The sequence below is a fragment of the Microbispora sp. H13382 genome, assembly GCF_014161445.1.
Taxonomy (GTDB): domain Bacteria; phylum Actinomycetota; class Actinomycetes; order Streptosporangiales; family Streptosporangiaceae; genus Microbispora.
Window position 1 is genome coordinate 55,148 of the sequence record NZ_JABBXA010000013.1, and the last position, 22,620, is coordinate 77,767.

Consider the following 22,620-nt stretch of genomic DNA (forward strand, 5'->3'; position numbering starts at 1 on the left):
TCGAATAGTCGCCGACAGGAAACCTATCGAGGGCAGGATCGACGCCTGGAGCACCGCTCCGCAGCACGCAGGTCGTCATCGCATCGAGGTGCTGGTGAGATCAGCGCGGGACCCACCGCGACGAGCGCCTGCTCCTGAGAGCCGGCTTGGTGGTGAGGCCGAGGCCCCTGGACATGATCCGGATGCCCCACAGTCCCTGGAGTTCAATGTGAACGCTAACAACAACCGCTATGTCATCGGCGTCGACTACGGCACGCTGTCCGGGCGTGCGGTCGTGGTGCGGGTGAGCGACGGCGAGGAGGTGGGCGGCGCCGTCCACGAGTACGCCCACCGCGTGATCGAGGACGCGCTGCCGGGCTCCGGCGTCCGTCTCGGCCCCGACTGGGCCCTGCAGTCGCCGGCCGACTGGATCGACGTGCTTCGGCACGCCGTGCCGAAGGCGCTGGCCGCCGCCCAGGTCCCGGCCGAGCAGGTGATCGGCATCGGCACGGACTTCACGGCCTGCACGATCCTGCCCGCCACCGCCGACGGCCACCCGTTGTGCGAGGAGCTCCCCGAACGGCCGCACGCCTGGCCGAAGCTCTGGAAGCACCACGCGGCGCAGCCCCACGCCGACCGCATCAACGCGCTGGCCGCCGAGCGCGGCGAGCCGTGGCTGCCGCGGTACGGCGGCAAGATCTCCTCCGAGTGGGCCTTCGCCAAGGGCCTGCAGCTGCTGGAGGAGGACCCGGAGCTGTACGACCGGGCCGACCGCTGGATCGAGGCGGCCGACTGGATCATCTGGCAGCTCACCGGGGTGGAGACCCGCAACGTCTGCACCGCCGGGTACAAGGCCATCCACCAGGACGGCGGCTATCCGTCCGAGGACTTCCTGGCCGCGCTCAATCCCGCCTTCTCCGGTTTCACCCGCAAGCTCGGCCAGGGTCTCGCTCCGCTCGGCGGCCTCGCCGGTCAGCTGACCGCGCGGGCCGCCGAGTGGACGGGGCTGCCCGAGGGCATCGCGGTCGCGGTCGGCAACGTCGACGCACACGTCACCGCCGCGGCGGCCGACGCCGTGCGGCCGGGCCAGATGGTCGCCATCATGGGCACCTCGACCTGCCACGTCATGTGCTCCGACCAGCTCGCCGAGGTCCCCGGCATGTGCGGCGTCGTGCGCGACGGCATCGTCCCCGGGCTGTGGGGCTACGAGGCGGGCCAGTCCGCCGTCGGCGACATCTTCGCCTGGTACGTGGACAACTGCGTGCCCGCGTCGTACGCCGAGAGGGCGGCGGAGGCGGGAGTCGGCCTGCACGAGTACCTGACCTCCCTCGCCGCCGAGCAGAAGGTCGGCCAGCATGGGCTGGTCGCGCTCGACTGGCACGGCGGCAATCGCTCGGTCCTGGTCGACCACACCCTGTCCGGCGTCATCGTCGGGCAGACGCTCGCCACCCGCCCGGAGGACGTCTACCGCGCGCTCATCGAGGCCACCGCGTTCGGCGCCCGGACGATCGTGGAGACGTTCGAGGCGTCGGGGGTGCCGGTCGAGGAGTTCGTGGTCGCCGGCGGCCTGCTCAAGAACCACTTCCTCATGCAGACGTACGCCGACGTGCTGCGCCGCCCGCTGTCGGTGATCGGCTCCGACCAGGGGCCGGCCCTCGGCTCGGCGATCCACGCCGCCGTCGCGGCGGGCGCCTACCCCGACATCACGGCCGCCGCGGCGGCGATGGGCAAGCGCGACGCCGCCGCCTACGTGCCCGACGCCGGGCGGGCCGACGCCTACGACCGGCTGTACGCCGAATATCGCAGGCTGCACGACCACTTCGCGGACGGTGGCATGCTCCACCGGCTCCGCGCGATCAGGAACGAGGCCAGTGCATGATCGATGACCCGCGCTCGATTCAACGGCTGCGCGAAACCGTTTGCAGACTCCACGCCGAGCTGGTCCGGTACGGCCTGGTGGCGTGGACGGCGGGCAACGTCTCTGGCCGGGTGCCCGGCGAGGACCTGTTCGTCATCAAGCCCAGCGGCGTGTCGTACGACGACCTGACCCCCGAGTCGATCGTGGTCTGCGACCTCGACGGCAACCTCGTCGAGGGCGACCTGGCCCCCTCCAGCGACACGGCCGCGCACGCCTACGTCTACCGGCACATGCCGGAGGTGAACGGCGTGGTGCACACCCATTCCACGTACGCCTCGGCGTGGGCGGCCCGCGGTGAGGCGATCCCGTGCGTGCTCACCGCGATGGCCGACGAGTTCGGCGGCGAGATCCCCGTCGGGCCGTTCGCGCTCATCGGGGGCGACGACATCGGCAAGGGGATCGTGGCGACCCTGACCGGGCACCGCTCCCCGGCCGTGCTCATGCAGAACCACGGCGTGTTCACGATCGGGGACTCGCCGAAGGCGGCGGTGAAGGCCGCCGTGATGTGCGAGGACGTGGCCCGCACCGTGCACATCTCCCGCCAGCTCGGCCGGCCGCTGCCCATCGCGCAGGCCGACGTCGACAGCTTGTACGACCGCTACCAGAACGTCTATGGACAGAGGAGTCACCTGTGAGGCTATGGTTTCTGACCGGCAGCCAGGGCCTGTACGGCGAGGAGACGCTGCGGCAGGTGGCCGAGCAGTCCCAGCGCATCGCCGAGCAGCTGGGCGAGGCGCTGCCGTTCGAGCTCGAGTGGCGGCCCGTGCTCACCGACGCGGCGGCCATCCGCCGCGTGTGCCTGGAGGCCAACGGTGACGACGACTGCATCGGCCTGATCGCGTGGATGCACACGTTCTCCCCGGCCAAGATGTGGATCGCCGGGCTTGACGCGCTGCGCAAGCCGCTGGTGCACCTGCACACGCAGGCCAACGTGGAGCTGCCGTGGAGCTCCATCGACATGGACTTCATGAACCTCAACCAGGCCGCCCACGGCGACCGCGAGTTCGGCTACATCCAGACGCGCCTCGGCGTGCCGCGCAAGACCGTCGCCGGGCACGTGAGCGACCCGTCGGTGGCGGGGCGCATCGCCACCTGGGCGCGGGCGGCGGCGGGCCGGGCGGAGGTCGGCTCGCTGCGCCTGGCCAGGTTCGGCGACAACATGCGGGACGTCGCCGTGACCGAGGGCGACAAGGTCGAGGCGCAGCTGCGGTTCGGGGTGTCGGTGAACACCTACGGGGTCAACGAGCTGGTCGAGGCCGTGGACGCCGCCGCCGACGCGGACGTGTCCGCCCTCGTGAAGGAGTACGAGGACCTCTACCGGATGGCGCCCGAGCTGCGCGCGGGCGGAGAGCGGCACGAGTCGCTGCGTTACGCGGCCCGCATCGAGCTGGGCCTGCGGCACTTCCTGGAGGGCGGGGGCTTCAAGGCGTTCACCACGAACTTCGAGGACCTGGGCGGGCTGCGCCAGCTCCCCGGCCTGGCCGTGCAGCGGCTGATGGCCGACGGCTACGGCTTCGGCGGCGAGGGCGACTGGAAGACCTCGGTGCTGCTGCGCACGCTCAAGGTCATGTCGGCGGGCCTGCCCGGCGGCACCTCCTTCATGGAGGACTACACCTACCACCTCACGCCGGGCGAGGAGCTCATCCTCGGCGCGCACATGCTGGAGGTCTGCCCGACGATCGCGGCCGACACCCCCGCGTGCGAGATCCACCCGCTGAGCATCGGCGGGCGGGAGGACCCGGTGCGGCTGGTGTTCGACGCCGCCCCCGGCCCCGCCGTGGTGGTCGGTCTGTCCGACATGGGCGAGCGGTTCCGCCTGGTGGCCAACGCGATCGACGTGGTCGCGCCGCCCGAGCCGCTGCCCGCCCTGCCGGTCGCCCGGGCCGTGTGGCGCCCCCGGCCCGACCTGCGCACCTCCGCCGAGTCGTGGATCACGGCCGGCGCCCCGCACCACACCGTGCTCTCCTCGGCGATCGGGTCCGAGGAGCTGACCGACTTCGCCGACATGCTCGGCGTCGAGTTGCTCGTCATCGACGAGGCGACCACCTCCCGCCAGTTCGTCAAGGAACTGCGGTGGAACCAGGCCTACTATCGGCTCGCGCAAGGATTTTGATGCTCAGCAGGTTCGTGATGGGCGGCCTGGCCGCCCTCACGCTCGGAGCCGGGGCGCTCGTCCCGTCCGCCGCCTCGGCGGCCGACGAGGGCCTCGCGCTCTGGTACAAGCTCGACGAGACCTCCGGCACGGTGGCGGCCGACTCCTCCGGCAACGGCAGGAACGGCACGCTGAACGGTGACGCGAGCTGGGGCGACGGCCTCCGGCTCGGCGGCACGAACGGGTACGTCAAGATGCCCGACAACCTCATGCGCGGCATGACCTCGATCACGGTCGCGCTCGACGTCTGGATCGACCCCACGCAGGCCACGCCGTACTTCGTCTACGGCTTCGGCAACTCGAGCGGGTCCAGCGGCAACGGCTACCTGTTCACCACCGGCGACACCTTCCGTACGTCGATCGCGTCGGGCAACTGGTCGACCGAGCAGAACGCCAACGCCGGCGTCAACCTGCCGCGCGGCGGCTGGCAGCACATCGCGTACACGCTCGGCGGCGGCGTCGGCGTGCTGTACCAGAACGGCGACGAGGTGGCCCGCAACACCGCCGTCACGCTCACCCCCGGTTCGATCGGCGGCGGCACGACCACGGCCGACTACATCGGCCGCTCGCTCTACTCGGGCGACAAGTACCTCAAGGGCAGGGTCAAGGACTTCCGCGTCTACGGCCGGGCCCTCGGCGCGTCCGAGATCGCCCAGCTCGCGGCACCGGTCAACGCCGAGATCGTCAAGCAGGACGCCGCGGCGCTCGACCTCGGCGACACCGGCGCGGTCCGGTCCGACCTGACGCTGCCGGCGAAGGGCGCGTCCGGGTCCACGATCACCTGGGCCTCCGGCGATCCGGCGGTCGTCAGCGCGACCGGCGCCGTCACCCGGCCGCCGGCGGGCGCGCAGGACGCCCACGTCACGCTCACCGCCACGCTCACCAAGGGCACGGCGACGGAGACGAAGACGTTCGACGTCACCGTCGAGGCGATCTACACCGACAAGCGGGCCGTCGAGACCGACGCCGGCAAGCTCGTCGTGCACAACATCGACGACGTCCGCGGCAACCTGACGCTGCCGACCGAGGGCGAGAACGGCACCACCATCACCTGGCGGTCCACCGAGCCGGACACGCTCGGCGAGACCGGCGAGGTGAACCGTCCCGCGCCGGGCGCCAAGGCCGTGAAGGTGAACCTCAAGGCGACGATCTCGCGCGGCAGGCACCAGGCCGTGCGGATCTTCAAGCCCGAGGTGCCCGCGCTGCCAGCCAAGGAGCCGTACAAGGGCTACCTGTTCGCCTACTTCACCGGTGAGGGCTACTCGGACGGCGAACAGATCTACAACGCGCTGAGCAAGGGCGACGACCCGCTTCACTGGCAGGAGCTCAACGGCGGCCGGCCGGTCGTCACCTCCGACGTCGGTGAGAAGGGCCTGCGCGACCCGTTCGTCATCCGCTCGCCCGAGGGCGACCGGTTCTACCTGATCGCCACCGACCTCAAGATCTACGGCAACGGCGACTGGGACCGCGCGCAACGCCGCGGCAGCCGCTCGATCATGGTGGCCGAGTCGACCGACCTGGTGCACTGGACGAACCAGCGGCTCGTCCAGGTCTCCCCGCCCGAGGCCGGCAACACCTGGGCGCCGGAGGCGTACTACGACAAGACCCTCGGGGCGTACGTCGTGTTCTGGGCGTCCAAGCTGTACGGCAACCCGCAGCACACGGGGGACACCTACAACAAGATGGTGTACGCGACGACCCGCGACTTCTACACCTTCTCCGAGCCGAAGATCTGGAAGGACCCGGGCTACTCGGTCATCGACTCGACGGTGATCGAGCACAACGGGACCTACTACCGCTTCACCAAGGACGAGCGGAACAACAGCTCCTCCAGCCCGTGCAGCAAGTACATCATCGAGGAGAAGTCCACCTCGCTGACCAGCACGAACTGGGACTTCCTGAAGGAGTGCATCGGCTCCGGCGCGCTGTCGCGCGGCGAGGGGCCGACGATCTTCAAGTCCAACAGCGAGGACAGGTGGTACCTGTTCATCGACGAGTACGGCGGCCGCGGCTACGTGCCGTTCGAGTCGACCGACCTCGAGAAGGGCGAATGGACCGTCCCGGCCGACTACCAGCTGCCGAGCCGTCCGCGTCACGGCACGGTGCTGGGCGTCACGCAGGCCGAGTACGACCGGCTGCTCTCCGTTCTCGGCTGATCCGGGCCCTCGGCTGATCCGGTCCCGCTGATCACACGGGCCCTTCCCCCGCGGGGGAAGGGCCCGTTTCCGCGCGTCAGGCCGCCGGCCGGGACAGCGATCGGGAGGCGAGGGCGGCCCGGGCCGCCGCGAGCGCGCTGTTGACCGAGACCTCGGCCAGCAGGCCCGGTGCGGCCACCTGGTCACCGGCCAGCCAGACGCCGTCGCCGCGCTCGACCGCCGGGCGGTCGTGCCACGAGGCGCCGGGCAGGTCGAGGGCGCCGGTGCGGCCGGCGGCGACCGACTCGCGGCGCCAGGTGACCCGGTCGCGCCAGCCCGGCAGGGCGAGGTCGGCGATCCGTTCCAGCCGTGCGAGCGCCGTCCCCTTCGCCTCACCGGGGCGCATCGGCAGCTCGAGTTGCACCAGGCTCTCCCCGCGGGGGGCGAGCGACCGGTCAGGCAGCGAGTAACGCTCCAGGAACCCGCCCTCGTCCAGATCGCTCACGAGGAACAGGTCCCGGGGGTGCGCGCGCAACCCGAGGTCGAGGAGGACTCCCCGGCCGCTCTCCCAGCGCAGCGAGTCGTCGCCCAGCAGGCCGCGGGCGGCGTCGAGCGAGGTGGCGACGATCACCTGTCCGTCCGGCAGCCGGTCCACCCTCGACCCGGTCTCGACGCGCACGCCCAGATCGCGGGCGTACGCCGCCATCCGGTCGATCATCCGTCCCCAGCCGCCGACCAGATACCGCACGGCCGGATACCGCGGGGCCGCGACGCGCAGGAGGCGCTCCCAGACGAACGCGGCCGACAGTCTGCCGGGATCGGCCTCATAGGTGACCACTCCTGTCGCCCCGGCGGCCACCCGGGCGGCCTCCTCGCCGAAGTGGCGCGTGGCCCAGGACCCGAAGTCCTCCTCCACCGGCGCCCGAAGGCCGCGCCGGGCGGCCATCCGCAGCAGTGTGGCCGGGGGCCGTCCGGTGAGCCTCCCGTCGCGGCGGAACCGTGCCCGGAGCAGGTGTCCCGGCCGGGGCAGCGCGTACGGCCGGACCAGCCTCCGTTCGTCCAGCCACCGCCACGGCAGACCGTCCGCGTAGAGGGCGTGGACGCCCTCGTTCGCGACGTACGGCGCGGCGGTGGACCGGGCGCGTCCGCCGAGAGCGTTGTGCGCCTCGTGCAGGACGACGGACGCGCCGCCCTCGGCGCAGGCGATGGCGGCGGTCAGCCCGGCGAGCCCGCCGCCCACGATCGTGATGTCTTCTCTCATGCACTCCCGGACGCGTCCGAGACCCCGAGCCGTGACATCTTCTCGGGGTTGGCGATGAGATAAACGGTGTCGACCAGTCTGCCGGTGATCACCAGCGAGACGACCGTGACGGGCCGGCCGTCCAGCCGGGCGACGATCGCGGGCCCGCCGTTGACTTCGGCGATCTCCAGGTCCATCTCCACGCCCGGGGGAGCGCCGATGGAGGCCAGGAAGCGCCGGCGGCCCTCCGGGCTCGCGATGGCGAGAAGGAACCGGGCGACCGGCACGGCCCCGGCCAGCTCCCGCAGCGGCGCCCGCGCCTTGCCGCCGCCGTCGCCGACCAGACGGACGTCCGCGGTGAGCAGCGCCGTCAGGGCCTCTACGTCCCCTTCCTCGCAGGCCGCGACGAAGCGCTCGGTGATCGTGCGCCGCTCGCGCCGGTCCACGTCGAAACGCGGCCTGCGTTCGCGCACGTGATCGCGGGCGCGCCGGGCGAGTTGCCGTACGGCGGGCTCACCCCGGCCGAGGAAGCCGGCGATCTCGGCGTGGGAGAAGCCGAACGCCTCCCGCAGGACGAACACGGCCCGTTCCAGCGGGGACAGCGTCTCCAGCACGACGAGGAGGGCCAGTTCGAGGCTGTCGGCGCGTTCGGCGGGCTCCGCGGCGTCCGGCGCGGTGACGACGGGCTCGGGCAGCCAGGGCCCGACGTACGCCTCCCGCCTGGCCCGCACCCGGCGCAGCCGGTCGATGGCGAGGTTGGTGGTGACGCGCACGAGGTAGGCCTTCGGGTCGGCCACCGACGTTGCGTCCACGTCGGCCCAGCGCAGCCATGCCTCCTGGACCACGTCCTCCGCGTCCGCGGCGCTCCCGAGGATGCGGTACGCCACGCCGACGAGCAGGCTCCGGTGCGCGGTGAAGACTTCGATGGTCATGTCATGCCAGACGTATCATGCCCACCGTTGTGTGACGTCGGCTCGTCCGGTTACCACCCTCGCGCGGACTCCTATACACTGACTGCGTCGCAAGGGGCTATAGCGCAGCTGGTAGCGCACTTCCATGGCATGGAAGGGGTCTGGGGTTCGAATCCCCATAGCTCCACCACACTCGAAGGGCGGTCGATCGACCGCCCTTCTCGCGTCTCAGGGGAACGTGTCTCAGGGCACGCCGAGGAGGCGGAGGACCGCCGTGGTGGCGGCGGCGAGGACGACGACCAGGGGGAACGGCGCCTTCCGCAGCGTGAGGATCCCGGCGGCGAGCACCCCGGCGAGCCGGGCCCATCCGGCGAAGCCGTGCCCCTCGGTGAGGGCCGAGGTGGCCACCAGGGCGACGAGCAGCACGGTCGCGGTGACGGACAGCAGGTGACGCAGGCGTCCCGGCAGCCGGAGCCTGTGGTGCAGCGCCGGGCCGGCCAGCCGGAACGCGTAGGTGCCGGCGGCCAGCGCGAGGATGGCGATCAGGGGCATGAGACCTCCGAACCGGTGGGGGTCCGTACGGTGAGCACGAGACCGGCCAGGGCGAGCAGCACCGGCAGGCCGGCGGGCAGGAACGGCGTGGCCGCCACCGCGACGGCCGCCCCGAGTAGGGCGGCGTTCCGCACGTTCCGCACGTTCCGCTCGGCTCGCTCGGCTCGCTCGGCTCGCTCGGCTCGCCCGGTGAGCGAGGGCAGGACGAGGGCCAGCAGGACCGCGGGGAAGGCCGCGTCGAGGCCCAGAGCGGTCGTGTCGCCGATGCCGCGCCCGGCCAGCGCGCCGAGCACGACGGCCGCGTTCCAGCTGACGAACAGACCGAGCCCGCAAGCCCAGAACGCGGCGTGACGCCGGCGGGGATCGCCGTCGCGCACCACGAAGGCCACCGCCTCGTCCGTCATGAGGTGGGCGCCGGCGAGACGCGTCCACCACCTGCCGCCGAGGACGTCGCCGACCGCGAAGCCGAACGGCAGCAGGCGTGCGTTCAGCACCAGACCGGCCGCGACGGCGGCGATCGGGGCGCCGCCCGAGAGCACCACGCCGACCGCGGCGAACTGGGCGCCTCCGGCGAACACCAGCAGGGACATGACGACCGGCACCCACGGAGGCAGGCCGCCGGACACGGCGATCGCGCCGAACGCGGCGCCCACCATGGCGTCGGCGAGGCAGACCAGGGCGATGTCGCGGAGGGTGCCGCGATCGAGTGTTCGCCATATCGAATGCATGTCCAGTAGAGTGAACAGAGATGGTGGGGTTCGTCAAGTCGAACATTTGGAAGCGTGGAGTGAACACGTGGTTGAGAAGGCGTCCTTCGACCTGATCGCGCTGATCGCGGCGTCGATCCGCCGGGAGCGTGAACGCGCCGGTCTGTCGCTGACCGAGCTGGCGAAGCGGGCGGGCATCGCCAAGTCCACGCTCTCGCAGCTGGAGTCGGGCGCGGGCAACCCGAGCGTGGAGACCCTGTGGGCGCTCGGGGCCGCGCTCGGCGTGCCGTTCAGCCGCCTGGTGGACCCGCCGCGCACGGTCGTCCAGGTCATCAGGGCGGGGGAGGGCCCTGCCACCTACTCCGAGCAGGCCAGTTACGGGGTCACGCTGCTCGCCTCCTGCCCGCCGCACGCCCGGCGTGACCTCTACCGCATCGCGGCCGAGCCGGGCCCGCCCCACAGGTCGGACCCGCACCGGCCCGGTACGACGGAGCATCTGGTGATCGGGACCGGCCGGGCGTCGGCGGGGCCGGCGGAGGAACCGGTGGAGCTCTGGCCGGGGGACTACGTCGTCTATCCCGGAGACGCACCGCACGTCTTCGAGGCGCTCGAACCCCGCACCACCGCGGTCATCGTCATCGAGCACATCTAGTTGACAACGATCTTTGACACATTCGCTGGCCGAAAAGCCCATTTGGCCGGGGAATGCCTTGACTTGTTGGGGTTCAGCCCCCTATCTAGAAGGAGGCAAAGACGGCTGATCATTAACGGCGGCGACGATGACAATCGAATCAGGACCGGACAATCCGCGTCAGGAGTACCGCGCCATCCAGGCTGAGGCGTTCAATCGCATCGGCGGCCGGTACGACGAGGCGTTCCCGCACAAGGAAGGCCAGGTGGCCGCCGGTGAATGGCTGATCAAGCAACTCAAGCCGGGGTCGCGGGTCCTCGACGTGGGCTGCGGCACGGGCGCGCCCACGGCCCAGCAGTTCGCCGACGCGGGCTGCGAGGTGACCGGCATCGACATCTCCCCGGTCATGCTGGACCTGGCGCGGAAGAACGTGCCGATCGGGACCTTCCTCGAACGCGACGTGCTCGACCTCGACGACTCGCTCGGCGTGTTCGACGCCGCGACGGCCTTCTTCAGCCTGCTGATGCTGCCGCGCGCCGAGATCGAGCAGGCGCTTCACAAAATCCACGCCGTGCTCGCGCCCGGCGGCCTGTTCACGCTGAGCATGGTGGAAATCGACCTCGACGACGTGCCTTTCCAGTTTCTCGGCGCGCCGGTGCGGGTGACCGGATATCTGCGCGACGAGTTGCGCGAGGTCATCGAAGCCGCCGGTTTCAGCGTGCTGTCGGAGAATCACCTTTCGTATGCTCCGGCGACCACCCAGGCGCCGCCGGAAATCCAGCTGTTCGTCAACTGCCGGCGCGACGACAAATTCTGAGCGGCCACACCCGTGTCGGGAGACGGGGAACCGCTCGCCGTGCTGAGTGATGTCAGTGGGATCGTCCGTGCCATCGGCGAAAGCCCGGGGCCGGAGGAGGCGACGAGGGTCCTCTGCGAGGCGGTCGTGCCCGGCCTGGCCGACGCCGCCGCGGTCTACGTGGACGGCACCGTCTGTCAGCGGGTCGATCCCGACGGACGGCTGCCGCCGCGCTGGACCGGCGACGGCATCCGTGAGGCGGCCCTGCTCGACGGGCACCTGCTCGCCGTGCCCCTCCGCGCGTACGGCGCGCCGGTCGGCTGCGCGCTGCTGGCGCGCGACGCCCGGCGGCCGCCCTTCGGCGAGGCCCACGTGCTGGCCGCCGGGCAGTTCGCCGTGCCCGCCGCGCTCACGATCTTCCATGGGCGGCGGGACCGGCAGCAGGACGAGACCCTGGAGATCCTCCAGCGCGGGATGCGCCCGGGCGACCCGCCCGAGCTGCCCGGGCTGGAGATCGCCTACCGCTACAAGCCCGCCGCCGAGCGGGTGGGCGGCGACTGGTACGACGTCATCCCTCTCCCGGGCAGCAGGGTGGCGCTGGTCGTCGGCGACGTGATGGGACACGGGCTGGCCGCGGCGGCGGTGATGGGCCAGCTCCGCACGGCCGTGCAGACCCTGGCCTCGCTCGACCTGCCGGCCGAGCAGGTGCTGCACTCGCTGGACGAGATGGCCCAGCGGCTGGCCGCGCAGACGCTCACCACCTGTGTCTACTGCGTGTACGACCCCGTGCTGCGCAGGTGCACGATCGCGAGCGCCGGGCACCTGCCGCCGATCCTGCTGGGGCCGGACGGCAAGGCGGAGGTCCTGTCGCCGCCCCGGTGCCCGCCGATCGGGCTGGGCCGTACGCCGTTCGAGACGATGGAGATCGCGGCGGAGGACGGCAGCATGCTCGTCCTCTACACCGACGGGCTCGTGGAGGAGCGCGGGCAGGACATCGGGCTGAGCGTGGAGTCGCTGCGCCGCAGGCTCGCGAACGGCACCTCGATCGAGGCGCTGAGCGACGACGTGCTGTCCGCCGCCAGGACCGACGACGTCACCGTGCTCGCCATCCGGTTCCGCGGCATCCCCAGCGAGCACGTCGCCCAGTGGCTGCTGGAGCCCCAGCCGACGACGCCGGGGCGCGTGCGCGGCCTGGTCCGCCGGACGCTCGACTCGTGGGGTCTCACGCGGCTGATCCCGGTGGCCGAGCTGCTCGCCGGCGAGCTCGTCACCAACGCCGTACGGCACACCCAGCGGCCCATCACCCTCAGGCTGCTGCGCACCGACCATCTGTTGTGCGAGGTCAGCGACGACGACCACCGGCTGCCGGTGGTCCGCGAACCCGGCCCGCTCGACGAGGACGGCAGAGGGCTGTATCTGGTCAGCCAGCTCGCCGAGCACTGGGGGACCAGCCGGGTGGCGGGAGGCAAGACCGTCTGGTTCTCACTGGCGATTCGCTGACGCCCGCGCCTGCCGAGACCTTCTCGGTTACACCCACGCCGCGAAAGTCCTATACACTGGCCACGCGCCGCCTACGCGGCGTGGGTAAGGGGCTATAGCGCAGCTGGTAGCGCACTTCCATGGCATGGAAGGGGTCTGGGGTTCGAGTCCCCATAGCTCCACCGTGACTGAAGCACCGCAAGAGCCGTCCTCCAGCCGGAGGGCGGCTCTCGGCGTTTCGACGGACGCCGAGACGGTCTCCGGCATCTACGGATATCTCGCCGAACGTGGCGTGAAGATCTGGATCGACGGCGGCTGGTGCGTCGACGCCCTTCTGGGCAGGCAGACGAGAGAGCACCCCGACCTCGATGTGGCGCTCGCCCGCGAGGACGAAGAGCGGTTCATCGAACACATGACGGACCTCGGATACACGAAGAGGCGCGACGACAACGACACCGCCTGGAACTACGTCGTGACCGATGACCGGGGCCGCCGTGTCGACGTGCACGTGTTCGAGTACGACGAGACCGGCAGGAACGTATACGGGATCGAGTACCCCCACGGCTCGCTGACGGGCGAGGGCACAATCGACGGCCGTACCGTGGCCTGCGTCGCGCCGGAATGGATGTTCGCCTTCAAGACGGCGTACCCCCCTGCCGAGAAAGACCTCGAAGACGTCCGCGCACTGAGTGAGACCTTCGGCTTCGAGATACCGCCAACCCATCGGTGACATGGTCACACCCGTGCCGGGTAGAGGCGGGTGTCATGAAGAGGATCCTGCAGCTCGTCGTCACCCGCTGGCTGGCGCGTACGCCGATCGGGATGGTCGTGCTCGGCCTCGGCTGGCTGTTCATGCGCAAGCGGCGGGCCCGCAAGCAGCAGCCCGCGCAGAATCCGGCGCAGAATCCGGCGCTCCGCGAGCCCGGATGCCGGTCGGGCAACCCCTACGCCCGGCGCGGTCCCGCCGCCGGCAATCGCCGGTGAATCAGCCGAGCACGGCGGGCGTGCGGAACGTCTGCCGGTAGACCAGGGGGGACACCCCCACGGCGGCGTGGAGGTGCTGGCGGAGTGAGACCGCGCTGCCGAACCCGGCCTTCCTGGCGATCGCGTCCACCGGCAGGTCGGTGGTCTCCAGCAGGTGCCGTGCGTGCGCGATCCGCTGCCCGGCGAGCCACCTGGCCGGGCTGAGGCCGGTCTCCTCCCGGAACCTGCGGGTGAACGTCCGCACGCTCATGCGGGCGTGCGCGGCCAGGGCCGTCAGGTTGACCGGCTCCTCAAGGTGTTCGAGCATCCACGCCCGGGTCGGTGCCGTGGTCGTCCCGGCGGGGTCGGGCAGCGGCCGCTCGATGAACTGGGCCTGGCCGCCCTCCCGGAACGGCGGGGTGACGCACCGGCGGGCGGTGCGGTTGGCCACCTCGCTGCCGTGGTCGCGCCGGATGACGTGCAGGCACAGGTCGATCCCCGCCGCCACGCCCGCCGAGGTCAGCACGTCGCCGTCGTCGATGAACAGCACGTCGGGATCGAGCCGTACGCGGGGGAACAGTGCGCGGAAGGCCGCGGCGTTGCGCCAGTGCGTCGTCGCCGGACGCCCGTCCAGCAGGCCCGCGGCGGCCAGCACGAAGGCGCCGGTGCAGATCGAGATGAGCCGGGCACGCCCGGCGACCCCCCGCAGCGCCTCGCGCACCTCCCCGTCGAACGTGCCGTTCTCCAGCGCCGCTCCGCTGTGGATGCCCGGCACCACCACCGTGTCCGCCGTCGCGAGCACGCCGAGGTCGTGGTCGGGGACCACGCTGTAGCCCGCCTGGCTCCGCACCGGGCGGCCGCCCGGGGTGCAGGTGACGACCTCGTACAGCGGGCCGGGGTCGCGGGCGGCCCAGAACACCTGCCCGGGGATGCCCAGGTCGAGTGTGGCGAAATCGTCCAGGGCCAGTACGGCGACGCGGTGCACAGCCGGATGCATGGCCCGATTCTTTCACATGTTGGCCTCTCGGCCACTGTCCCCGATGGCGGACACAACAGGATGATGCTCGCCATGAAGTCGCTGCATCGTGCCTGGATCGTCGCCGCCGTCGCCTTCGTCGCGATCATCGGAGCGGCGGGGTTCCGCGCCTCGCCGGGCGTGATGATCACGCCGCTGGAGGACGAGTTCGGCTGGACGAGGGGCACGATCTCGCTCGCCGTCTCGGTGAACCTCATGCTCTACGGGCTGTGCGCGCCGTTCGCGGCGGCACTCATGGACCGCTTCGGCATGCGCCGCGTCGTCTCCTGCGCCCTGCTGCTGGTGGCGGTGGGCAGCGGCCTGACCGTTCTCATAACCGCGAGCTGGCAGCTCGTCGCGCTCTGGGGCGTCCTGGTCGGGCTGGGCACCGGCTCGATGGCGCTCGTCTTCGCCGCCACGCTGACCGACCGCTGGTTCGTACGGCACCGCGGCCTGGTCACCGGAGTGCTCACGGCGGGCGGGGCGACGGGACAGCTCGTCTTCCTGCCGGTGCTCGCGCACCTGGCCGAATCGCAGGGCTGGCGGTGGGCCTCGGTCACGGTGGCGGCGGCCGCGCTCGCCGTCGTCCCGCTCGTGTGGTTCCTGCTCAGGGACACTCCGGAGGAGCTGGGCCTGACCGCGCTGGGCGCGACCGAGCCGGTCGTGCGCACATCGGGCAGGGGGGCCGCCGCGCGGGCCGTACGGGTGCTGCGGGACGCCGCCCGCACCCGGCGCTTCTGGTATCTCGCGCTCGGCTTCGCCATCTGCGGGGCGAGCACGAACGGCCTGGTCGGCACCCATTTCATCCCGGCCGCCCACGACCACGGCATGCCGGAGACCACCGCCGCCTCTCTGCTCGCCGTGATCGGGGTCTTCGACATCGCCGGCACCGTCTTCTCCGGCTGGCTGAGCGACCGGGTGGACCCGCGGCTCCTGCTCGTCGTCTACTACGGGCTACGCGGGCTGTCGCTGCTGGTCCTGCCGCAGCTCTTCGCCGCCACGGCCGAGCCGAGCATGCTGGTCTTCATCGTCTTCTACGGCCTCGACTGGGTGGCCACCGTGCCGCCGACCGTCGCCCTGTGCCGCAAGATCTTCGGCGCGGACGGCGCCGTGGTGTTCGGCTGGGTCTTCGCCTCCCACCAGGTCGGCGCGGCCGTCGTCGCCACCGTGGCCGGGCTCACCCGCGACCACCTGGGGAACTACGACCTGGCGTGGTACGGCTCGGGCGCGCTGTGCCTGCTGGCCGCGCTCTTGTCGTCCCGTATCGTCACGCGTGTCCGGGACCGCCGCGATGCTGCGATCCTTGTCGGGTGACCGAACGCGTTCTTCCCCTGGTCGTACGCATCGAGCGGGCCGCGCCGCCGCGGCGCACCGACGCGCTGGAGGCGGCCGCGACGGCGGTGGTGCGCCTGCTGGACAGTGCCGGGAACGGGGGACAGTGGCCGCAGGAGGTCGCCGAGTGGCAGGACGGCCGGATCAGGAAGGTCGTCAGGCGGGCACGCGGCGCCGAGTGGCGGCGTGCGCTCGCCCTGCCCGGCATCACCGTCGCCGTGGGCACGGCCGAGGTACGCGTGCATCCTCCCGTGCCGCTCGACGGCTGGCCGCGCGACCTCGCCAGGCTCCAGGTGTCGGGCACCGAGCTCACCGACGACGTGGCGCCGCCGGAGGCGGGCCCCGATGACGTGGTGCTCTGGATCAATCCCCGTCTGGAGATGACGGCGGGCAAGGCGATGGCTCAGGCGGGCCACGGCGCGCAGTTCGCCTGGTGGGGCGCGGGCGAGGCGGACCGGGCGACCTGGCGCGGGCGCGGCTTCGCCGTACGGGTCAGGACGGCCGCCCCCGGAGGGTGGGACGCGCTGGCCGCGAGCGGGCTGCCGGTGGTCAGGGACGCCGGGTTCACCGAGATCGAACCGGGCTCCGCGACGGTCGTGGCCGACGCGCCGTGGCTGCGGGTGGGCGTTCCCGAAGTGTGATGGGGAAGGCGCCCGAAATAGCGGGATTTGCCGTACGCTCCCGATCGTGTCACCTGGGGATCACGGGACGAAGGCCGTCCCCTCTTACTTAGCGGCCGAGGCCGAGACCACTCCGCTCCCGAAGATCACGGTCCCTGAGCCGGTGCCGCCGGCGAGTCCTCCCAAGAAACTCGGGGACTTGCCGATGCGGGTGGTCTACAAGGTCGTCGCGGTCGCGGCGGGGGTCGCCGTGCTGGGGGCGGGCGCGGCCGTCGTGCTGCTGAACCGGGACGACCCCGCCACCACGGCCGCCGCGCCGCGTCAGTCCGCCGCGGTCGGCCTGCTCTCGGCCGAACCGTTCCCGTCCGCGTCGAGCGCCGCCGCGCCGGCCGCGGGCGCGGTGGCCACGCCCGGTCTCAGCCCCCTGTCCAGTCCCGCCGCGAGTCCGGCGGCCAGTTCAGCGGCCAGTCCGGGCGCCGTGGATCCGGCGCTGGCGGCGGCCCTGAAGGATCCCCGTGTGCCCGCGCTGCCGAAGGCCGACCGCCGGCTTCGCGGCCTGCCCGGGCGGGCGGCCGCCACCCGCGGCCTGGTCAAGGACCGCCGCTCCGGCGTCGCCCTGGCCCGCTTCGCGAAGGAGTGGGCGCTTGTCACGCCCACGCCGTTCGCCTCCCGCCAGTTGCTGCCCAGGGTGAAGGGCGCGTCGTACCGGGGGATGGTGGTCTCCTGCCCCGTGCCGATCCCGGAGCAGGAGACGCTGCGCGACACCGCGTTCCTGGCCGCCCGGTGGACCCTGAACCACCACCCCTCGGGTGCCACGATCACCTGGACGGCCTCCCAGCCCTTCAAGGCGGGCAAGCGGAAGGGCTGGCTGCTGGGTTACACCGTGCACTACACGCTCAAGGGCAAGAAGCGGGTCTCCGCGGCGGCGCTGGCCCTCGTGGACGTCCCGGAGAAGAAGCCCGCCGTCGTGTTCGTCACGATCCCCGACGGCCAGAAGAAGCGCTGGCACGACATCAACACGGTGATGTCGTCGGTCAGGGCGCTCTGACCCAGCGCTCGGCTCGGTGTATCGGCTCAGTGCTCGGCTAGGACGATCACGGAGTCGCCGGGGGCGAACGTCACCGGCCGGGAGCGGTCCGGGTTGAGCACGATGCCGTAGTGGGGCGGCTCTCCGGCGTTCGCCGCCAGGCGGTAGCCGATCGCGGTCTCGCCGCGCCGCAGGGCCGACTCCACGATCGTGCGGAAGGCGACGGGCACGCCGGTGGTCACGTAGTTCTCCACGGGCCGCGGGTAGACCTCCGAGCCCGCGGAGTCGAACAGCTGCCCGAAGACCTCGGCGAGGTGCGGGTTCTCGGCGAGTTGCGCGAGCAGCAGGCCGATCACGGTGTCGCTGATCACGATGTCGTCGGCCTCGGTGACCTCCGCGAGCGCGCGGTTGTTCTCGTCGTGCATCTCGCTCACGATCGAGTACTTCTCGCCGAGGGTCGCCTGCATGTCGCGCAGCTGCAGCAGCGTCATCAGCGTCCGGGTGTCGGCGTGGCGCGGGTCGTGCCGGTCGTCGGAGAGCACGATGACGTGCTGGTAGACGCCGACGCCGAGGGACTCCAGGGCGTACCTGTCGGTGGCGTCGCACTCCTTGACGTTCACCGCCAGGTTGGCGAGGTGCGCCAGGCCGATCCCCGCGCCGGGGTGGTCGCTCGCGACGTCGAGCACCGATCCGGGGGTCACGTAGCCGTCGAGGTGGCGGACGATCCGTGCGGCCCGGTCGTTCCAGCCGAGCATCAGCGTCCGCTCGGCGACCCTCTCCGGGGCGCACGCGGCCACGATGTGCCGTTCCTCGGCGGGTGCGGTGCCGTTCGCCAGGCGGATGAGCGAGTCGTCCTGGGCGAGCACGACGAGCTCGTCGGACGTCCCGATCACCGTGTCCGCCGGCGGGTTGAGCGCCACGCCGCCGGACGTGCGCAGGCCGAGGACGGTCGCGGTCGCGTACGCGTCGAGGGCCCGGCCGTACGACCGGTCGGCGAGGGACGGGTCGCGCCGCAGGTAGATCTCGCCGCCGTCGAAGTTCAGCAGGTCCATGCAGACGACGGACATGCCGGACTGGCGGGACGACTGCACGATCAGCCGGGCGGCGATGTCGTCGCTGTCGACCAGGTGGACGCCCGGCCCGCCGGCCAGCCGGGCGGCGGCCATGTTGCGCGAGGAGGCGACGGCGGCGACCACGGGAGGGTGGTCGCCGGCCCGCTTCGCCAGCGCGAGCAGGGTCTTGATCACGTGCGCGTCCGGGTCGTCCTTCTCGGGGGACAACACGACGATCGTGCGCGCCGTGTTCAGGCTCAGCAGATCGAGATCGGTCGGTTCGGTGGGCCGGCCGGTGCGGCAGACCAGCCGCGTTCTGCCGGTGTCTCCCACCCGCGCCCGGATGGCGTCCTCCATGGCCGGCTTGTCCTTCTCGGCCAGGACCGCGATGACCGAGCCGTGCTGGCTGGCATGCGCCTTCACCAGTTCGGAGACGATCGTGTAGAGCTGCTCGGACCAGCCGAGGATGACGGTGTGACCGCTCTCGATGACGCGCGAGCGGCCCTTGCGCAGCTCCTCGATCTTGCCGCGCAGGCCGGCGGAGAGCACGCCCACGAGGATGCTGACGATGAAGATGCCGCCGAGGGACGCACCCAGCATGATGGCGAGGAAGGGCGCCGTACCGGCGTCCCCGGCGATCTTCCCCGGGCTGAGCGCGTGCATGAGCGCAAGCCACAGCACGCCCGGCCACCCGTGGTACTTGAGTGCCTCGTCGGGGGTCAGCCACACCGTCAGTGCGCTGACCACCACGATGAGCCCCAGCGACACCATGGCCAGCCAGCCGATCAGGGCGGCCGTGCCCCTGGCCATCGTGTTGTCGAACCAGTAGCTCAGGCGCTCCTTGACCGTGGGTTTTGACACCGGCTCCCCCGTCTTTATCGGCAAACGCCAGACATAGTAGAAGCGACTAGGCTTCACCGTGTGACGGATCTGATACTCGCCTCCGCTTCGCCCGCCCGCCTCGGTGTGCTGCGGGCGGCCGGGCTCGATCCGAAGGTGATCGTCAGCGGCGTCGACGAGGACGCGATCACGGCCGCTACGCCCGAGGAGCTGTGCCTGAAACTGGCCGTCGCCAAGGCGGACGCCGTCGCCGGATCGCTCGGCGACGGCATCGTGATCGGCTGTGACTCGGTGCTCGAACTCGACGGCGTCGCCTACGGCAAGCCGGGGACGCCCGAGGAGGCGGTGCGCCGCTGGCACATGATGCGGGGCAGGACCGGCCGGCTGCTGACCGGGCACAGCGTGGTCGACGTGTCGAGGGGCCGCGGGGTGTCCGAGGTGGCGGCGACCGTGGTGCGGTTCGGCACGCCGTCCGGCGAGGAGATCGAGGCGTACGTCGCCAGCGGGGAGCCGCTCCGCGTGGCGGGGGCGTTCACGCTCGACGGCCTGGGCGGCTGGTTCGTGGAGGGCATCGAGGGCGACCACGGCAACGTGCTCGGCATCTCACTGCCCCTGCTTCGCCGCCTTTTCGCCGATCTGGATGTGCCGGTGACGACCTTGTGGCGCTAGCCTGCCCGCCATGAGTGGCATCGGGCGGCCCGCCGGACGGCGCGGCGTCGGCGGTTTCGCCGAGGGAATCGGGTTCTGCTTCCGGGGTCTCGGGTGGGTCGCCCGGCATCCCCGCTGGTGGTTGTTCGGGTTGATCCCGGCGCTGATCGCGCTGGTGCTGTACGCCCTGGCGCTGGTCTGGCTGGGCACGCACGCCACCGACGTGGCGGCCTGGGCGACGCCGTTCGCGGACGACTGGGGCTGGCGCGACACCTTTCGCACGCTGGTCGGCGTGATGATCTTCGTGGTGGGTCTCGCGCTCGCCGTGCTGACGTTCACCGCGGTCACGCTCATCATCGGCGACCCGTTCTACGAGAAGCTGTCGGAGAAGGTCGAGGAGGATTGCGGCGGTCTTCCCGGCGGCGACCAGCCCTTCTGGTCGTCCCTGTTCCGGTCGATCCGCGACAGCCTCGTCACGCTCTGGTATGTCCTGCTGTTCACGGTGCCGCTGTTCGTGCTCGGCTTCGTGCCGGTCGTCGGGCAGACCGTGGTGCCCGTGGTGGGGGCGTTCGTCTCCGGGTTCTTCCTCACGGTCGAGCTGACCGCCCTGGCGATGGAACGCCGGGGCCTGCGGCGCAAGGAGCGTTTCGCCCTGCTCCGGTCGAACATGTCCGCCTCGCTCGGGTTCGGCGTGCCGCTCTTCCTCTCGTTCATGGTGCCGCTCGTCAGCGTCGTCGCGATGCCCGGCGCGGTCGCCGGCGCCGCCATGCTCGTCCGCATGCGTCTGGCGCCGGCGGCCGTACCGGAAGGTCAGGCCAAGGACACGAGACCGGCGTAGCCGGCGTTCCACATGTCCTCGACCCCGTCGGGCAGCAGCAGGACGCGGTCGGGACGCAGGGCCTCCACGGCGGTCTCGTCGTGGGTGACCATCACGACGGCGCCCTGGTAGGAGGCGACCGCGGCCAGCACCTCCTCCCGCGACGCCGGGTCGAGGTTGTTGGTCGGCTCGTCCAGCAGCAGCACGTTGGCCTGGGAGCAGACCAGGGTGGCCAGCGCCAGGCGGGTTTTCTCGCCGCCCGACAGCACACCGGCCGGCTTGCCCGCGTCGTCCCCGCCGAACAGGAACGAGCCGAGGATCCGGCGCGCCTCGCCGTCGCTCAGGTGCGGCGCGGCGGCGACGAGGTTCTGGGCGACGGTGCGCGCCGGGTCGAGCATGTCGTGCTCCTGCGCGAAGTAGCCCAGGCGCAGACCGGGCCCGTGCACGACGCGGCCCGAGTCGGGGCGTTCCCGCCCGGCGAGGATCCTCAGCAGGGTGGTCTTGCCGGCGCCGTTGAGGCCGAGGACGACGAGCCGGCTGCCCCGGTCCACGGCCAGGTCCACACCGGCGAGCACCCGCAGGTCGCCGTACGCCTTGGTCAGGCTGATCGCGCCCAGCGGGGTGCGGCCGCAGGGGGCGGGCTCGGGCAGCCGGATGCGGGCGACCTTCTCGGCGCGGCGGGCCGGCGCCACCTCGGCCAGCATGCGGTCGGCCCGCCGCGCCATCTCCTTGGCCCGCACGGCCGTCGACTTGCCGGCGCGCATCCGGTCGGCCTGCGCGTGCAGCGCCGCGGCCTTGCGCTCGGCGACCGCCCGCTGCCGGGCGCGGCCGCGCTCGACGGCGTCGCGGTCGGCCAGATAGGTGCGCCAGCCGGTGTTGTGCACCTCCAGCGAGGCCCGGCCGGGGTCGAGATGCCAGATCCTGTTCACGGTGTCGTCCAAGAGCCCGGTGTCGTGGCTGATCAGGACCAGCCCGCCGGTGCGGCCGGCGAGGAACGACCGAAGCCAGGCGACCGAGTCGGCGTCGAGGTGGTTGGTGGGCTCGTCGAGCAGTAACGTGCCGTGCCCGGCGAACAGGATGCGGGCGAGTTCGACCCGGCGGCGCTGCCCACCGGACAGGGTGCCGACCGGCTGGGCCATGACCCGGTCGGGCAGGCCGAGCCCGGCGGCGATGCGGGCGGCCTCGGCCTGCGCGGCGTACCCGCCGCGGGCCTCGAACTCCGCCTCGGCCCGGACGTAGCGCCGCATCGCCTGCTCCCGCAGGGCGGGATCGGCCATGGCCGCTTCGGCGGCCCGCAGTGCGCGCTCGGCCTCGTCGAGGCCCCGGGCCGACAGGACGCGGGCGGCGACGGTGAGGGACGGGTCGGCCGCCGCGGGATCCTGCGGGAGATAGCCGACCGGGCCGGTGCGGGTGATGGTGCCCGCGGCCGGTCGCAGTTCGCCGGCCAGGGTCTTCAGCAGGGTGGTCTTGCCGGCGCCGTTGCGGCCGACCAGGCCGACGCGGTCGCCGGGGGAGACGTGGGCGGTGACGCCGGACAGCAGGAGACGGGCGCCGACGCGCACGTCGACACCGCGAAGGGTGATCATTGATTGACGCTCCGGAGAAGCTCAAGGACACACGGGTGGCGTGGAAGCGGGTGTCCGAGCTAGGAGATCCGGGGCAGAGACATGGTGCCGAGTGTAGGCCGAGCGCTCTGTCCGGTGCCAACGGGTTTCCTGCTGGCCTGCTGGCCTGCTGCCCGGGTGCCCGGTCGTCCGGTTGTCCACAGGAGGACGGCTGTCCCCAGAACGCGCTTCGGCGGTCTTG

General features: G+C 71.8%; 21 protein-coding genes and 2 tRNA genes. 16 read left to right on the top strand and 7 right to left on the bottom strand.

Annotated features, from left to right (window positions below):
* Window positions 1–208: 208 nt before the first annotated feature.
* Genes araB through HHX41_RS24525 form a run of 4 tightly spaced genes read left to right on the top strand, consistent with a single transcriptional unit; the run spans window position 209 to window position 6,205 of the window.
* Window positions 209–1,858, top strand: a complete 1,650-nt coding sequence (gene araB / locus HHX41_RS24510; RefSeq protein WP_182907868.1) for a ribulokinase — start codon at window positions 209–211, stop codon at window positions 1,856–1,858.
* The gene (locus tag HHX41_RS24515) at window positions 1,855–2,532 is read left to right on the top strand and encodes an L-ribulose-5-phosphate 4-epimerase (RefSeq protein WP_182907869.1); all 678 of its coding nucleotides are present in this window, start codon (window positions 1,855–1,857) and stop codon (window positions 2,530–2,532) included. The genes araB and HHX41_RS24515 overlap by 4 nt, the downstream gene beginning before the upstream one ends.
* On the top strand, window positions 2,529–4,010 hold the full coding sequence (gene araA, locus HHX41_RS24520) for an L-arabinose isomerase (RefSeq protein WP_169984730.1): 1,482 nt from the start codon (window positions 2,529–2,531) through the stop codon (window positions 4,008–4,010). The genes HHX41_RS24515 and araA overlap by 4 nt, the downstream gene beginning before the upstream one ends.
* The gene (locus HHX41_RS24525; protein ID WP_182907870.1) at window positions 4,010–6,205 is read left to right on the top strand and encodes an immunoglobulin-like domain-containing protein; all 2,196 of its coding nucleotides are present in this window, start codon (window positions 4,010–4,012) and stop codon (window positions 6,203–6,205) included. The genes araA and HHX41_RS24525 overlap by 1 nt, the downstream gene beginning before the upstream one ends.
* 76 nt (window positions 6,206–6,281) lie before the next feature.
* On the opposite strand, the gene HHX41_RS24530 is transcribed toward HHX41_RS24525, so the two are convergent.
* Together HHX41_RS24530 and HHX41_RS24535 are read right to left on the bottom strand one after the other, a co-directional pair.
* A complete protein-coding gene (locus HHX41_RS24530) occupies window positions 6,282–7,445 on the bottom strand; it encodes an NAD(P)/FAD-dependent oxidoreductase (protein WP_182907871.1) in 1,164 nt (387 codons plus the stop codon).
* Entirely contained in the window at window positions 7,442–8,356 is a 915-nt protein-coding gene (locus HHX41_RS24535) for an RNA polymerase sigma-70 factor (protein ID WP_182907872.1), read from the bottom strand. The genes HHX41_RS24530 and HHX41_RS24535 overlap by 4 nt, the downstream gene beginning before the upstream one ends.
* Before the next feature lie 93 nt (window positions 8,357–8,449).
* On the opposite strand from HHX41_RS24535, the gene HHX41_RS24540 reads away from it, so the two are divergent.
* A tRNA-Ala gene (locus tag HHX41_RS24540) sits at window positions 8,450–8,525 on the top strand.
* 53 nt (window positions 8,526–8,578) lie between these two features.
* Here HHX41_RS24540 and HHX41_RS24545 read toward each other — a convergent pair.
* Together HHX41_RS24545 and HHX41_RS24550 are read right to left on the bottom strand one after the other, a co-directional pair.
* Window positions 8,579–8,887 carry an AzlD domain-containing protein gene (locus HHX41_RS24545; protein WP_182907873.1) on the bottom strand — a complete coding sequence of 103 codons (309 nt, stop codon included), beginning with the start codon at window positions 8,885–8,887 and terminating at the stop codon, window positions 8,579–8,581.
* Window positions 8,878–9,615: an AzlC family ABC transporter permease gene (locus HHX41_RS24550; RefSeq protein ID WP_182907874.1), complete on the bottom strand. Its 738-nt coding sequence runs from the start codon at window positions 9,613–9,615 to the stop codon at window positions 8,878–8,880. The genes HHX41_RS24545 and HHX41_RS24550 overlap by 10 nt, the downstream gene beginning before the upstream one ends.
* Before the next feature lie 67 nt (window positions 9,616–9,682).
* Here HHX41_RS24550 and HHX41_RS24555 point away from each other — a divergent pair, with 67 nt between their 5' ends.
* From HHX41_RS24555 to HHX41_RS24580, 6 genes are all read left to right on the top strand, one after another.
* Window positions 9,683–10,246, top strand: a complete 564-nt coding sequence (locus tag HHX41_RS24555; protein WP_310742157.1) for a helix-turn-helix domain-containing protein — start codon at window positions 9,683–9,685, stop codon at window positions 10,244–10,246.
* A 244-nt stretch (window positions 10,247–10,490) separates the two neighbouring features.
* Window positions 10,491–11,042 carry a class I SAM-dependent methyltransferase gene (locus tag HHX41_RS24560; RefSeq protein ID WP_211592537.1) on the top strand — a complete coding sequence of 184 codons (552 nt, stop codon included), beginning with the start codon at window positions 10,491–10,493 and terminating at the stop codon, window positions 11,040–11,042.
* A gap of 39 nt (window positions 11,043–11,081) precedes the next feature.
* Entirely contained in the window at window positions 11,082–12,521 is a 1,440-nt protein-coding gene (locus tag HHX41_RS24565; protein WP_182907876.1) for an ATP-binding SpoIIE family protein phosphatase, read from the top strand.
* Between the two features lie 88 nt (window positions 12,522–12,609).
* Window positions 12,610–12,682: transfer RNA gene (locus HHX41_RS24570), tRNA-Ala, on the top strand.
* A 2-nt stretch (window positions 12,683–12,684) separates the two neighbouring features.
* Window positions 12,685–13,230, top strand: coding sequence for a nucleotidyltransferase domain-containing protein (locus HHX41_RS24575; RefSeq protein ID WP_220504388.1), 546 nt, complete (start codon window positions 12,685–12,687; stop codon window positions 13,228–13,230).
* Window positions 13,231–13,265: 35 nt separating this feature from the next.
* Window positions 13,266–13,484 (top strand): DUF6203 family protein, encoded by a 219-nt coding sequence (locus tag HHX41_RS24580; protein WP_182907877.1) that lies wholly within the window; start codon window positions 13,266–13,268, stop codon window positions 13,482–13,484.
* Window position 13,485: 1 nt separating this feature from the next.
* Here HHX41_RS24580 and HHX41_RS24585 read toward each other — a convergent pair whose 3' ends face one another.
* Window positions 13,486–14,460 carry a GlxA family transcriptional regulator gene (locus HHX41_RS24585; protein ID WP_182907878.1) on the bottom strand — a complete coding sequence of 325 codons (975 nt, stop codon included), beginning with the start codon at window positions 14,458–14,460 and terminating at the stop codon, window positions 13,486–13,488.
* A gap of 72 nt (window positions 14,461–14,532) precedes the next feature.
* Between HHX41_RS24585 and HHX41_RS24590 the strand changes: the two genes are divergently transcribed.
* From HHX41_RS24590 to HHX41_RS24600, 3 genes are all read left to right on the top strand, one after another.
* A complete protein-coding gene (locus tag HHX41_RS24590; protein WP_182907879.1) occupies window positions 14,533–15,792 on the top strand; it encodes an MFS transporter in 1,260 nt (419 codons plus the stop codon).
* Window positions 15,789–16,451 carry a peptidyl-tRNA hydrolase gene (locus HHX41_RS24595; RefSeq protein WP_310742158.1) on the top strand — a complete coding sequence of 221 codons (663 nt, stop codon included), beginning with the start codon at window positions 15,789–15,791 and terminating at the stop codon, window positions 16,449–16,451. The genes HHX41_RS24590 and HHX41_RS24595 overlap by 4 nt, the downstream gene beginning before the upstream one ends.
* A gap of 178 nt (window positions 16,452–16,629) precedes the next feature.
* Window positions 16,630–17,478 (top strand): hypothetical protein, encoded by an 849-nt coding sequence (locus HHX41_RS24600; protein ID WP_182907881.1) that lies wholly within the window; start codon window positions 16,630–16,632, stop codon window positions 17,476–17,478.
* 26 nt (window positions 17,479–17,504) lie between these two features.
* Here HHX41_RS24600 and HHX41_RS24605 read toward each other — a convergent pair whose 3' ends face one another.
* Window positions 17,505–19,370: a CASTOR/POLLUX-related putative ion channel gene (locus HHX41_RS24605; RefSeq protein ID WP_182907882.1), complete on the bottom strand. Its 1,866-nt coding sequence runs from the start codon at window positions 19,368–19,370 to the stop codon at window positions 17,505–17,507.
* A gap of 60 nt (window positions 19,371–19,430) precedes the next feature.
* Between HHX41_RS24605 and HHX41_RS24610 the strand changes: the two genes are divergently transcribed.
* Together HHX41_RS24610 and HHX41_RS24615 are read left to right on the top strand one after the other, a co-directional pair.
* Complete coding sequence (locus tag HHX41_RS24610) at window positions 19,431–20,018, top strand: Maf family protein (protein ID WP_310742159.1); 588 nt, start codon at window positions 19,431–19,433, stop codon at window positions 20,016–20,018.
* Window positions 20,019–20,028: 10 nt separating this feature from the next.
* Entirely contained in the window at window positions 20,029–20,835 is an 807-nt protein-coding gene (locus tag HHX41_RS24615; RefSeq protein WP_182907883.1) for an EI24 domain-containing protein, read from the top strand.
* On the opposite strand, the gene HHX41_RS24620 is transcribed toward HHX41_RS24615, so the two are convergent.
* Window positions 20,808–22,400 (bottom strand): ABC-F family ATP-binding cassette domain-containing protein, encoded by a 1,593-nt coding sequence (locus HHX41_RS24620; RefSeq protein ID WP_182907884.1) that lies wholly within the window; start codon window positions 22,398–22,400, stop codon window positions 20,808–20,810. The two genes, HHX41_RS24615 and HHX41_RS24620, sit on opposite strands and share 28 nt — an antisense overlap.
* Between the last annotated feature and the right edge of the window lie 220 nt (window positions 22,401–22,620).